The organism is Prevotella bivia DSM 20514, from assembly GCF_000262545.1.
Classification (GTDB): Bacteria; Bacteroidota; Bacteroidia; order Bacteroidales; family Bacteroidaceae; genus Prevotella; species Prevotella bivia.
Map to the genome: position 1 here is coordinate 706,175 of NZ_JH660660.1, position 13,504 is coordinate 719,678.

General features: G+C 38.7%; 14 protein-coding genes. 3 read left to right on the top strand and 11 right to left on the bottom strand.

What is annotated here, in order from left to right:
* Positions 1-38: 38 nt before the first annotated feature.
* The 11 genes from tyrS to xerD form a co-directional block, all read right to left on the bottom strand.
* Positions 39-1,337 (bottom strand): tyrosine--tRNA ligase, encoded by a 1,299-nt coding sequence (tyrS, locus tag PREBIDRAFT_RS05325; RefSeq protein ID WP_004338209.1) that lies wholly within the window; start codon positions 1,335-1,337, stop codon positions 39-41.
* 71 nt (positions 1,338-1,408) lie between these two features.
* Entirely contained in the window at positions 1,409-1,684 is a 276-nt protein-coding gene (gene yidD, locus PREBIDRAFT_RS05330) for a membrane protein insertion efficiency factor YidD (RefSeq protein ID WP_004338210.1), read from the bottom strand.
* Complete coding sequence (rnpA, locus tag PREBIDRAFT_RS05335; protein ID WP_004338212.1) at positions 1,681-2,178, bottom strand: ribonuclease P protein component; 498 nt, start codon at positions 2,176-2,178, stop codon at positions 1,681-1,683. The genes yidD and rnpA overlap by 4 nt, the downstream gene beginning before the upstream one ends.
* A gap of 9 nt (positions 2,179-2,187) precedes the next feature.
* Entirely contained in the window at positions 2,188-2,934 is a 747-nt protein-coding gene (locus PREBIDRAFT_RS05340; protein ID WP_004338214.1) for a uroporphyrinogen-III synthase, read from the bottom strand.
* A gap of 6 nt (positions 2,935-2,940) precedes the next feature.
* The gene (locus tag PREBIDRAFT_RS05345; protein ID WP_004339422.1) at positions 2,941-3,873 is read right to left on the bottom strand and encodes a DUF4271 domain-containing protein; all 933 of its coding nucleotides are present in this window, start codon (positions 3,871-3,873) and stop codon (positions 2,941-2,943) included.
* 8 nt (positions 3,874-3,881) lie between these two features.
* Complete coding sequence (metK, locus tag PREBIDRAFT_RS05350) at positions 3,882-5,174, bottom strand: methionine adenosyltransferase (protein WP_004338219.1); 1,293 nt, start codon at positions 5,172-5,174, stop codon at positions 3,882-3,884.
* A gap of 155 nt (positions 5,175-5,329) precedes the next feature.
* Positions 5,330-8,146 carry a M16 family metallopeptidase gene (locus PREBIDRAFT_RS05355; protein ID WP_004338221.1) on the bottom strand — a complete coding sequence of 939 codons (2,817 nt, stop codon included), beginning with the start codon at positions 8,144-8,146 and terminating at the stop codon, positions 5,330-5,332.
* Between the two features lie 95 nt (positions 8,147-8,241).
* Positions 8,242-8,445: a helix-turn-helix domain-containing protein gene (locus PREBIDRAFT_RS05360; protein WP_004338223.1), complete on the bottom strand. Its 204-nt coding sequence runs from the start codon at positions 8,443-8,445 to the stop codon at positions 8,242-8,244.
* Between the two features lie 16 nt (positions 8,446-8,461).
* Positions 8,462-9,112 (bottom strand): DUF2975 domain-containing protein, encoded by a 651-nt coding sequence (locus tag PREBIDRAFT_RS05365; RefSeq protein WP_004339424.1) that lies wholly within the window; start codon positions 9,110-9,112, stop codon positions 8,462-8,464.
* Between the two features lie 147 nt (positions 9,113-9,259).
* On the bottom strand, positions 9,260-9,382 hold the full coding sequence (locus PREBIDRAFT_RS11805; RefSeq protein ID WP_262498667.1) for a hypothetical protein: 123 nt from the start codon (positions 9,380-9,382) through the stop codon (positions 9,260-9,262).
* A gap of 305 nt (positions 9,383-9,687) precedes the next feature.
* Positions 9,688-10,620, bottom strand: coding sequence for a site-specific tyrosine recombinase XerD (gene xerD / locus PREBIDRAFT_RS05370; protein WP_004338227.1), 933 nt, complete (start codon positions 10,618-10,620; stop codon positions 9,688-9,690).
* 59 nt (positions 10,621-10,679) lie between these two features.
* Here xerD and PREBIDRAFT_RS05375 point away from each other — a divergent pair, with 59 nt between their 5' ends.
* Genes PREBIDRAFT_RS05375 through aroQ form a run of 3 tightly spaced genes read left to right on the top strand, consistent with a single transcriptional unit; the run spans position 10,680 to position 13,502 of the window.
* Complete coding sequence (locus PREBIDRAFT_RS05375; protein ID WP_004338229.1) at positions 10,680-12,026, top strand: DNA cytosine methyltransferase; 1,347 nt, start codon at positions 10,680-10,682, stop codon at positions 12,024-12,026.
* Complete coding sequence (locus PREBIDRAFT_RS05380) at positions 12,007-13,077, top strand: HpaII family restriction endonuclease (protein WP_004338231.1); 1,071 nt, start codon at positions 12,007-12,009, stop codon at positions 13,075-13,077. The genes PREBIDRAFT_RS05375 and PREBIDRAFT_RS05380 overlap by 20 nt, the downstream gene beginning before the upstream one ends.
* 8 nt (positions 13,078-13,085) lie before the next feature.
* A complete protein-coding gene (gene aroQ, locus PREBIDRAFT_RS05385) occupies positions 13,086-13,502 on the top strand; it encodes a type II 3-dehydroquinate dehydratase (RefSeq protein WP_004338232.1) in 417 nt (138 codons plus the stop codon).
* Positions 13,503-13,504 lie beyond the last annotated feature (2 nt).

The following is a 13,504-nucleotide window of genomic DNA, read 5'->3' on the forward strand; positions in this document are numbered from 1 at the left end:
CTTATCCCCCCTTTGCTTATACTATTGTATTCTTCCTTTTACTTCACAATAATCAAAAAATAGTTTTTCTTTCCCTTCTGAACAAGGAGGTACTTACCGTCAATGAGATCATCGGCAGTGATTACCTGATCGAAAGCTGCAAGTTTTTCTTTATTGAGCGATACGCCACCACCCTTTACAAGCTTGCGCATTTCACTCTTAGATGGGAAGATAGTCATACCTTCTTGGTTCATTATCTCGACAGCAGGCTGACCTAGCAGCTCCTTTGACACTTCGAAATGGGGTACATCTTTAAACACATCATTGAATGTTTGCTCGTCTAGCTGTAGCAAATTCTCCTTTGTACTCTTACCAAAGAGAATATTTGAAGCAGCAATAGCCATATCAAGATCTTCCTGAGAGTGAACCATACGGGTTACTTCCTCTGCCAAACGGCGCTGAAGTGTGCGACGACCAGGATCTTCGCTGTGTTCTGCGATTAATCCTTCGATAGTAGGTCGATCCAAAGAGGTAAAGATCTTGATATATTTAGCTGCATCATCGTCCGACACATTGAGCCAGAACTGATAGAAAGCGTATGGAGATGTGCGGTTACGATCGAGCCAAATATTACCACTTTCGGTCTTACCAAACTTCTTACCGTCTGCCTTTGTAATCAAAGGACAAGTCAAACAATAAGCTTCAGCCTCACTACCTAGGGTGCGACGGATAAGCTCTGACCCCGTAGTCATATTGCCCCATTGGTCGTTACCACCAAGCTGTAGCTTAATATTATAGTGTTGATACTGATAAAGGAAGTCGTAACCCTGAAGGAGCTGATAGGTAAACTCGGTGAAAGAAAGACCATCTGAAGCCTCACCATTCAAACGACGCTTTACACTATCCTTTGCCATCATATAGTTTACGGTGATATGCTTACCAACAGTACGTGCAAAATCAAGGAAGGTAAAGTCCTTCATCCAGTCGTAGTTGTTCACCATTTCAGCTTTGTTAGGCTCAGTACTATCAAAATCGAGGAACTTGCTTACCTGCTTCTTAATAGCCTCTTGGTTATGATATAGTGTCTCTGTATCGAGGAGATTGCGCTCTTGGCTCTTGCCAGAAGGGTCGCCAATCATACCTGTTGCACCACCAACAAGCAAATAAGGCTTATGTCCGCAACGCTGCAAATGGCGCAACATCATAATACCGCAAAGGTGTCCAATGTGTAAAGAGTCGGCAGTTGGATCAGTACCTAAGTAGGCTGAAACCATTTCTTTCATCAAAAACTCTTCTGTTCCAGGCATCATTTGTGCCAACATACCACGCCAACGTAGTTCTTCTACAAAGTTCTTCATTCTTATATCCGTTTAAAGTTTCGATAGAAACTCAATTTATTAATATCTTATAGGGGTAGCTTTTGCTAGGTTTATGGCACTGGATCGTATCCACTTCCACCCCAAGGGTTACATCTTAATATGCGCCAAATAGCTAGCGCTAAGCCTTTAATGGGCCCGTGCTTCATAATAGCTTCCTTCGCATAAGCCGAACACGAAGGCGTAAAACGGCATGAAGGCGGTGTGAAAGGTGAAATAAACTGCTGATAAAACACAATAGGTACGCACAAAAGCCATGAAAGAGTATGCGATACAAAATGCACTATACGCTTTACCCAATTGGTATTTTTATCATTTGCTAGTTTCATTTCTTTACCTCTCCAATACGTTTTAACAAGTGGCATACACGCTGTTCTACAGTTTCTGAACTATGAAGGCTATCGTCGAGCCATATCATTGCAAGCAGCAACTGTTCGCCTTTATGCTCCGCAAGCACAACATTGAGCAAGGTACGGTTCTTCCTAAAAGCTTCACGCACTTGACGCTTCACTCGGTTTCGCCTTACAGCACGCTTAAAACACTTCTTGGGAACGCTAATAAGCAATTGTGTTTGGGTATTAAAAGCAAGCGGTTCTTCGGTTTCCAACGTGGTATCCTTACTAGTCTCAACGTTCTCACGAGCTATAAAACGAAAAACTGCTCTTAAAGGAAATGCCGTCATCGATTTGCTGGCACCGCCTTCAAAGAGCAGTTCTATTTGTTTTTTACTACACAGACGTTCAGCCTTACGGAACTTAAACTTTGATAGATTATGTTCCGACAGACTAGCGTTTGAACATACATCTGTGTGTAAATCAGACATTATCTGTTGTTATTTATTCTTTTCTAAGTAAGCTTTTAAAGCACCTGTCATAGATGGATGTTCGGCTGTTGGTGCTTCAAGATCGAGACGATAACCTTCATCTACAACGGCTTTAGAAGTGGCTGGACCAAAAGCAGCTACCTTAACCTCGCCTTGCTCCAAACCTGGCACATTCTCTTTCAAGGCTTTTACGCCTGTGGTTGAGAAAAGAACCACCATATCATAATCAAAACTCTTAACCTCTTCTTCTGACATATTATTGGTTACCGTGCGATACATTACACACTCGGTATGCTTCAATTTTTGTGCATCTAACAAAGAAGATATTGCGTTATTGTGAACAGAGCTTTGTGGAACAAGAAACCTTTCGTTCTTATGTTTTTGCATGAGTGGGATCAAACTATCAATCTTACCCGTATCACCAAAGAACACTTTACGCTTTCTATACTGTACATATTTCTGAATATAGAGTGCTATTGTCTCGATAACACAGAAATACTTCATATCTTCAGGAATAGTAACACGCATCTCTTTTGCCAACTTAAAATAGTTATCAACGGCATGACGAGAGGTAAATACCACAGCAGTATAGTCTAACAAATTAATCTTTTGCTGACGAAACTCTTTAGAAGAAAGTCCTTCGACTTTAAAGAAGGGTCTAAAAACCATTTCCACACCTAAGTCAGAAGCTATATCATAATAAGGCGACTTATCGCTTGTTGGTTTAGGTTGTGAAACCAAGATTTTCTTTATCATCGTTTTTTAAATGTTTATATTCAAATAGTTCCCAGTTAATTCTAATACTCCCCATAGCAGAATTAATGGTATTATTTCAAGGGTGCAAAAGTACAAAATTATTTGCAAACTGGCTGATTTTCTGCTAAAAAAGATAGCATAGCTCTTGTAAAGTTGCAGGATTTTGACTGAAAATACCACGATTACGCTATAAATAAGTGCTATATGAAACGACAGATGAAAATATACTAAAAGCAAAACAAGTGGGAATAACAAAACCCCTTCTATGGTACTAAGAAAGAGCCACACCTTTGCCCATGTATGATTTTGCTCTCTTTCAAAGAAAGTCCAATCAATTATCGAGTAAAAAAGACGCTTTAAGACGAAGTAAACTATAAATTCTCCGAAGTATATTCCTATTTTAATAAGTTGTGTTCCAGCCTCATACGTATCTCCAGAGATACGACTCCACGCTATAAAAAAGATAACGCTAAGTAGTAAAGAAGTTTGCAACATAAGTAGTGGCATCACCTTTCCTTTAGGCTCATTCTCTGCTATTGCACGCTTGCGACGCGACTCTTTAAAGAAAGTTTGCAACTGATTAACAATAAAACTACGAGAAGCCGAAAAACTAAGCATTGCAATTATAAAACAAGCTAGTAACACTCCTGCTAGCGTATTGTCCGTATTAAGGGTATAAGGAACAGGATCTCCCAATTCTGTTCCATATCGAACACTATTCTTTCCAGTCTTAAAATACTTGCTTCCTTTAAAATATCCTTCTTCCTCAAAATGCAAATCAGAAAGCTTGAAGGACTTTATTGCCTTCAAGCTTACTAGTCCGAGGGAGTCGGTTGATGCCTTCTCTTTCGGCTTTACATTTGTTTCAGCCTTACACATCTTAGCTACTGTCGATCGCAATAACATAGATGGACGAGCTATGGAGTCTGTTTTTACCATTCAGGCGATTACAATCCGAATGCTTTTTTGATTTCTTCTACACGATTAAGCTTCTCCCACGTGAAGAGTTCTACATCTATATCCTTTGACTCATGATAACGACTCTCGAAGTGCTTCTTTACCACTTCATTCTTTCTTCCCATGTGTCCGTATGCTGCTGTTTCAAGATACATAGGCTGACGAAGCTTCAAAGTGCGTTCAATAGCTTTAGGACGGAGATCGAATAGTGCTTTTATTTTGTTGGCAATCTCACCATCTGATAGTTCTACCTTTGAGCGTCCATAAGTGTTTACATATACACTAACAGGCTCTGCAACACCGATTGCGTAAGCCAACTGTACCAAAATTTCATCGCTCACACCTGCAGCTACCATATTCTTTGCTATGTATCGAGTGGCGTATGCCGCTGAACGATCCACTTTTGATGAGTCTTTTCCAGAGAAAGCACCACCACCGTGTGCGCCTCTACCGCCGTATGTATCAACGATTATCTTACGACCAGTAAGCCCTGTATCGCCATGAGGGCCACCAATCACAAACTTTCCTGTTGGGTTTACTAAATATTTTATCTGCTCATTGAATAAAGCTAGCACCTTATCCGATGTGATTTGTGCCTTCACACGTGGCATAAGGATCTCAATAACATCTTTACGTATCTGTGCAAGCATCTGCTCATCAGCCTTCAACTGTGCTTCACGAGAGTCGTTTGTAGGCGCTATGAAGTCATCGTGCTGAGTAGATACAACAATCGTATCTATACGTTGTGGAATATTATCATCGCTATACTCTACGGTAACTTGGCTCTTTGAGTCGGGACGAAGATAGGTCATTTGCTTACCCTCCTTACGAATATCTGCTAAAGTAGTCATCAATAGATGCGCTAAGTCTAGCGTTACAGGAATAAAATTATCGGTTTCGTTACATGCGTAACCGAACATCATACCTTGATCGCCTGCTCCTTGGTTCTCGTCATCGCCATTTTCTACACCACGATTAATATCATCGCTCTGCTCATGGATAGCCGACAACACACCGCAACTATTACCATCAAACTGGTATTCAGCCTTAGTATAACCAATCTTGTTGATTGTTTTGCGTGCTACTGTTTGTAAATCGACGTACTCTTCCGAGCGAACTTCGCCCATAATAACTACTTGTCCTGTGGTATTAAAGGTTTCAATAGCGCAGTGAGAATGCTCATCGTAAGCCAAAAACTGGTCTAATAATGCATCGCTTATTTGGTCAGCCACCTTATCTGGGTGTCCTTCTGAAACTGATTCTGATGAAAATAAATATGCCATAATTTGTTATCTTAAATCTTAATAGGGGTGCAAAGTTACTGAAAATTAGCTGGATAATAAAATTATCGCAAATTATTTAGCTATAATTAAAAACAACAATACCCACGTAAGACTATTTATCTTACGTGGGCATTTATATTATAGTAAAGTAAAAACTACTTTGCAGGGGTCATCACAACCTCTATTTGATTACCAGATTGATATACACCCTTCAAGAAGTTAGCCAACTTTTCAGGAGTCATAGCATTTACAACTTTCTTGTAATCAGTATGGAAGTCAACACCAAAGCGGTCAAGTTCCTCAATTACAGAAGCCCAATGATTGTTGCTCTTAGCATCAATATCAGCATTCTTGAGCATATTATCCTTTACCTTCTGTAGCTTGTCAGTGTCAATCTTCATTGTATTATTCTTGAAACCATCATGAAGTAATTTAACAGCAAGATCAGACTTTGTTGGATCCATAGGGCAATAAGCCTGAATTTGGATATAAGACTTGTTGCCTTCTTTTGACAAACTACCTCCAGCACCTACTGAATAAGCAGCACTAGCATCCTCACGAATATCCTTTAAATATACCATACTCAACACCTGACCAGCAGCATCAGCCAACACACTGTTTTCTAAAGTATAAGAAGCTGGCTGTCTCCAAAACTCGAAAGCAATAGCTTTTGGTGTTTCAGACTTACGCGTAAACTTGTTAGAAACCTTACCATCTACAAGACGACTGTACTGAACAAAGTTTTCAGCCTTACCAGTTGGCAAGCAAGCAAGATACTTTTCTATCAATGGACGAAGCGTAGCCTCATCAAAATTACCTACAAACATATAAGTGAACTGACCAGGACTAGCAAAGCGTTCCTTCCAAATCTGAAGAATACGATCTATGTTTGCCTTCTGAACAGTGCTTAACTGTAGCGGAGAAAAACGAGGATTATGACCTGTAATGGTATAAGTAAGAGAGTCTGAATATACAGCCTCTGGAGACAAATCCTTATTCTTCAAAGCTGTTTCCAACTGCGCCTTAATAACACCTAGTTCAGCTTCGTCCTTACGAATATCCGTAAAATGAAGATAAGCTAGCTGCATCATTGTTTCCACATCCTTAGGAACGCAGCTACCACCGATACGCTGTGATATTTCAGTTAAGCTAACATTCATATTAACTTCCTTACCAGCCAAAGCCTTTGAAAGCTCCTGATTAGTAAAATTACCCAAACCACAAGTGCTTAAATATATATCGAAGAGCTTTAGATTATCAAAGTCGGCAGCACCATAAAGGCTCTTACCACCCTTAGAATAACCTGTAAACTGAATTTCATTATCCTTATAATCAGTTTTCTTCAACAATACACGTGCGCCATTGCTCAATGTAAGCACCTTGTATCCTAGCACCTTATTCTCTGTTTCCTTTACAATCTTACCAGCCTTTGGAAGCTTAGTTTCGTCCAAAAGTGGTTCCTGCTTTACGTTATCCACCCATGCTTCTAGCTTTTCTGCACGCACATTTTTGATAACATTAGCCAACTGTGCTTCTGTAATATATTGCTTACCAGCCTTCTCTTGCTCAAACAATGATACAACAAGATTGCTATCCTTGTCAGAAATCAATTCCTTTACATACATATTAATAGCGTTCACATTGAGAGCAGGCATTTCTGCAATACGCTTCAAGAGTTGGTATTCGTCCTCAGGGCTAGGAATTGGTTCGTTAGCCAAATAGTGATCGCGAAGCTCATCACCATAACTATTATTAGTCTTTTTGTTACGGTTTGTATATTGAGATTCTTTCTCTGACAAGTAGTTAGCCTTAGCTCTTTCAAATTCTGTTGCTGTAAAACCGAATTGGCGAATACGCAAAGCCTCACGATAAATACTTGCCAATGCTTCTAGGCCCTTACCTTCTTTAGCTGTTGCATCAAGTATGAAAGCCCCCTTAGTCTTAGACAAAATATAGTTGCCATCATATCCATAAGCAGAAGTGAAAGGACAATCGGCCTTCTGTAAAAGCTCTGTTAAACGCTGGTTAAGCATCATACCAATAAGACTCTTAGCATAACCATCGATATAATAAGTTTGATCATTTTTCTCGCTATCAGGATATACATCATGCTTCATTGCCAAAGAAACAGAGGTGTTTTGCAACTCCTTATCCTTATCTACAATATAAATAGCCTCCTTATTATCTGGAACAAGCTCATCTACTACCTTAGCAGCATTAGCTGGTGTAACCACATTCGCCCAAAGCTTTTTGATTTGTGCCTCTGTATGGTCTACATCTACATCGCCCACAACGATGATACATTGATTGTCTGGTCTGTACCATTTCTTATAATAGTCGCGCAAAGCCTTGTAAGGGAAGTTGTCTACCACACTCATCAAGCCTATCGGTAGGCGATAGCCATACTTAGACCCTGGATACATCTTAGGTAAAACGCGCTCATAGATACGCATACTAGGGCTTGATCCCAACTGCCATTCCTGATGTATCACACCACGTTCTTTGTCGATTTCTTTATCAGCAAGTGTCAAACCATTTGACCAGTCTTTCATAATCAACAAACAAGAGTCGAGTGCTGACTGGCGTTTTGTAGGCACATTGCATACACGATACACCGTTTGATCAATACTAGTATAAGCATTCAAATCAGTGCCAAACTCCACGCCGAGGCTACGTGTAAACTCTAACAAGGTAGAGTCTGGAAAATTCTCAGAACCATTAAATGCCATGTGTTCCAAGAAGTGAGCCAAACCACGTTGGTCGTCATTCTCTTGAATAGCACCTACACGCTGAGCAATGTAGAAGTTAGCAACATGCTCTGGCCACTCATTATGCAAAATGTAATAAGTAAGACCATTGCTTAATTTACCTTGTCTTACATTCTTATTCGTAGGAATAGGTCCCATCTGCTGAGCCGAAACCATTCCTGCAACGAAACAGAAAGATAATAATAGCAATTGTTTTAATTTCATTTTATTTATGTTTTTAATAATAAGACTTTCAAACTATTAAGCGCAAAGATAGAAAAAAATCTAATACACTACAAGTATTGAATTATTTTTAATTTTTATTTATTATATGCTAAAATATCACCGGGCTGACAATCGAGTGCTTCACAAATAGCTTCCAATGTAGAGAAGCGAATAGCTTTGGCTTTCCCTGTCTTCAAAATTGACAAATTAGCAGGTGTTATACCTATCTTTTCCGCCAGCTCACCACTCTGCATCTTGCGCTTAGCCAGCATAACATCGAGATTTACGATTACGCCCATTTTACACCCCTCCGTATTATATTGTGAGTTCCTGCTCCTCACGCATCTTACGAGCCATCACAAATATTTGCTCAATAATTAACAATCCAACACCCGATACGAGTAGCAAGACCGATGGGTGTTCGCCTAAAACAATATCATAATCCTTGAGCATTAGCTCAATATTTGCAAGCGAGTAGTCAATAAAAAGCAACAACCATTCTAAAGCATAACCCACAATCATTAACCAGCCAAGACGCTGAAACTTTCGCTCTGTAGATATATCAAAGATTTCTCCACGATTAACCTGCCTAATCAGTTTTATGAAAATATAGCACAACCGTATTAATACATAGATATAAACTAGTTCGACGATAATCTTCAAAATATCCCACACACTGTGTGTAAAAGTAGGTTTGTAAAGCGTTTCATACATAACGGTCGACCGTCCTGTATATACCTTTCCGCCCGTTTTGACATTGGCAAGGGTATCAGGGAAAAAAGTTTTCTTACCCTCTAGCTCACACCTATTGATCGCCATCTCCATTGTTGGAGTATCTTTTTTTATCAATTCATCAGCAAGATACCATCCTCGCCCAAAGGAATAACCCGCACTATACAATTCGTACACTACCGACACAAACATTATTCCTAGCAGGAGCGTGCAAAGAAAATTAAATTTTTTCATAACGTTTTACCTTTTTCATTGTCATGCACAATAGCATACTGAATAAAAATATATTCTTATCGTTTTTCGATAAGGCAAAGATATACATGATTTTTTATACGTGCAAGAAAAACGATATTTTTTTATTGAAAAACGATAATTTTCCCTTTAATCCTCTATTTTTGCTTTCTCTATACCTTCTATACCGCCATACCCATTATAAAATGAGGTAATGCTGTAATACGCTTCCATATAGAAACCCACTAGATGATTATTCCACGAAATGGGCATTATTAACGGTTCTGCCCATAAACTAGATGCAAATATATAAAATTAGGAAATCACTACCAAACGAAAATACTATGTTTTAAATAGCAAAAGATAAGCTTTTAATGGTTAATACATAAGCTTTTAAGTGTTTATACATGACCTTTCGACTTGAAAAATAATTTATTTTTAGTTCGTTTTTAATTTGTTTTTAATGCAAAAATAAATTATTTTTCAAATCAAAAGTTTACCTATTTATATATAATAGGTAAGCTATTACTACTCAAAAGGTAATATTATGCTATATGAGCAACGATCTTTCACTTCAACTATAGCCCATGTTCCTCCCGATAACGGATATTACGGGGATGATGATTGAGGATCTCTTGTCGCAGGGTTGTAGTGTCAATATGGGTATAAATTTCTGTAGTTACCACACTTTCATGCCCCAACATAGCTTGAATGGAACGAAGATCGGCACCCCCTTCAAGCAGAGCAGTGGCAAAAGAGTGGCGAAGCGTGTGGGGAGAAATGGTCTTTTTAATACCAGCCCCTTTAGCATAACGCTTTAACATAATAAGGATCATAGTGCGGGTAAGATGAGCGCCACGCCGATTTAGGAATACATAATCTTCTTCTCCCTCCTTTATCACCATCTGGTTACGATCTAAAAACCAATAGTTCAGCTCCTCGACAGCACGTGGCGAGATAGGGACAAGGCGTTCTTTTGAGCCTTTTCCCATCACACGGATATACAGATCGTCAAGATACAGGTTGGAAAGTTTCAGATTGGTAAGTTCGGACACACGCAGCCCGCACGAGAAAAGCATTTCTATAATAGCCTTATTGCGCTGCCCCTCCCACTTTGAGAGGTCAATGCTTTGTAAGATAATATCTACTTCGGCTGTGGAAAGCACCTCGGGAAGATGTTGCGGCTGCTTGGGCGACTCGAGCAATTCGGTAGGATCGGCTTCTAAATAGCCATCTAAAACTAGAAAGCGATAGAAGTGGCGCACCCCGCTTAGAATGCGCGCCAATGACCTGGCGCCAATACCAATTTCAGAAATAGAGGCGGCAAAGTGTTCCAAATCATCAAGCTTCACATCCAACACATCCACCTTTTCGGCTTTAAGATAGGACGAAAGTTTCTCAATATCGTGCATATAGGCATCGACAGTATTCTCGGAATGTCCCTTTTCGAGCTTCAGATAACGGCGAAACTTGCGTACAACGTTGTCGGATGATTTCTTGTTGGTCTCCATTTAAATTGCTATTTTTGCAAAAGATGCTAATTATTAGTACATACAAAGATACTATTTAAATGTCAGAAACAACTCTAAATAAAAATATCTTCAATATTTCTGCTCCCTTAAAAAGTAAATATGCTGTGGGGAAAGAAGGAGCAAAATGTAAATCTGATATGGAAAATAAAGCATTTCCATGCGCTGAACAGCTTGCTATAATATCTCATTACCTACATAATAAATCTTATAAGTCAGTGCTACCATATAGAGAAGAAGGAGAGAAGCATATAAGATCCATTTATAATATAGAAGAGGGTTGTGATTTATCGGTATCAAATGTAGCAGAGCCTTTGCTTGAAGCAAGTCTTTTTAACGACTATTTTTCTGTGCCATTTTTACCAAAACCAAAAACTACTTTTACCTTTATTGATCTATTTGCAGGTATAGGTGGGTTTAGAATGGCGATGCAAAATCTTGGAGGGCGATGCGTATTTTCTTCAGAATGGGATATTCAAGCACAAAAAACATACTTCTTAAATTATGGTGAAGTGCCTTTTGGCGATATAACCCAAGAACGAACGAAAGCATATATTCCCGACCATTTTGATATTTTATGTGCAGGATTTCCATGCCAAGCTTTCTCCTTAGCAGGTAAGAGATTAGGGTTCGAAGAAACTCGAGGAACACTGTTTTTTGATGTTGCTGAAATCATCAAAAGAAAACAACCTAAAGCCTTCTTCCTTGAAAATGTGAAAGGGTTACTAATACATGATAAAGGAAAGACCATCAATACTATATTGAACGTATTACGAGAAGATTTAAATTATTACGTTCCTGACCCTGAAGTTCTCAATGCTGCCAATTTTGGAGTACCACAGCATAGAGAAAGAGTATATATTGTAGGCTTTAGAAAAGACTTGAATATTAAGGCTTTTAATTACCCTATGCCGACAGATAACTCGAAGACATTTGCTGATATTAAAGAAGCAACTACCGTTTCTTCCAAATATTATTTATCTACAACCTATCTCGATACGCTTATTGCGCATAAAGCACGGCATGCCGCAAAAGGACACGGCTTTGGATATGAGATAATTTCTGACACAGGAATAGCAAATGCTATCGTTGTAGGCGGTATGGGTAGAGAGAGAAACTTAGTAATAGATCATAGGTTAAAAGATTTCACTCCCACTACTCACATCAAAGGTGAAATTAATAGGGAGGGCATTCGCAGAATGACACCTAGGGAGTGGGCTAGATTGCAAGGATTTCCCGACAACTTTATTATAGGTGTTGCTGACACAAACGCATATAAACAATTTGGCAATTCGGTAGCAGTTCCTGCCATTCAAGCAACTGCTGAAAAAATAATAGAATGTCTTAACCTAAACAAACCTTACGCCTATGGAACTAAAAGGAAATAAAGGAGAATGGAGCGAACTATATGCGTTTTTAAAGCTACTCGGAGAAGGAAAACTATATTGTGGTGATGGTGCTTTAAACAGATATGATGACAAGTGTTATCCCATTCTTAAAATATTTAGAAATGATGATGAAGATAGAAACTCATACATCATAAAAACTTCTTCAAAAGAAATATCTATTCAAGGAGAGCATATTAACACAACGCTATCACAGCAAAGATTTAAAGAAGAGGCGCAAACATTATTAGCTCATATAAAAGGTATGGAAGCTACAGCTAATTTCCCGTATCTATACGAGTTTTTACAAGAAATAGACATTCAACACATTAAAGCTAAATCAAAAGATAAAGCAGATATAAGAATTGTTATTCATAACCTGAATACTGGTTCTAAACCAGAACTAGGGTATAGCATAAAATCAAAATTAGGTGCACCGTCTACCCTAATTAATGCAAACAAGAATGGTACAAACTTTATATATGAAATACAAAATATTTCAGAAGCTGATGTAGCAACCTTTAATAACCTTGATAACTTTAAAAAGAAATTTGAGTTTCTCGATACTACTTCAGCTAAAATTGTATTCCATAAAGTAGCAAATCATACGCTACATAATAACTTAATGCTGCTAGACTTGGGTATGGAGCGCATTATTGCAGAAACACTGCTGGCATATTATACAAAAAAAGGAAAAGAAGTAGATGAGATTACCCAAATCATTTCACAAACTGATCCGCTTGAAATTGCAAAAAATACGGATCAACCAATGTATGAATACAAAATGAAGCAATGGCTATTGGCTTTTGCACTAGGTATGACTTGCACCACTCCGTGGTATGGAAACTTCAATGCTAATGGGGGATATATTATAGTAAAAGAAGATGGGGATATAGTATGTTATCACTTTTTTGACAGAAACGATTTAGAAAACTATCTGTTCCACAATACTAAATTTGAATCTCCAAGCACATCAAGACACCTCTTTGGAAATATATATCAGGAAGGAAAGCTGTATTTTATGAAATTAAACCTACAAGTAAGATTTAAATAAACAACACTATGCGCATACTTATTATCAATGGTCCTAACCTTAATTTGCTAGGCAAACGCGAACCAAGTATTTACGGAAACGCGCCGATGGAAGCATTGCTTCCACAGCTACAGAAGCGGTATCCACAAATAGAGCTACATTACTATCAGAGCAATATAGAGGGCGAACTCATCGACAAGCTACAAGAAGTGGGCTTCGCCTTTGATGGTATCATACTCAATGCAGGAGCTTATACGCATACAAGTATTGCACTACTCGACTGCATTCGGGCTATTTCTACCCCTGTTATCGAGGTGCATATTAGCAATGTAAACACGCGTGAGGAGTATCGCCGACACTCTATGATAGCAGCAGGGTGTAAGGGTACGATACAAGGATTTGGGTTAGACAGTTACCGTTTGGCAATAGAAGCATTCATAGGATAAAA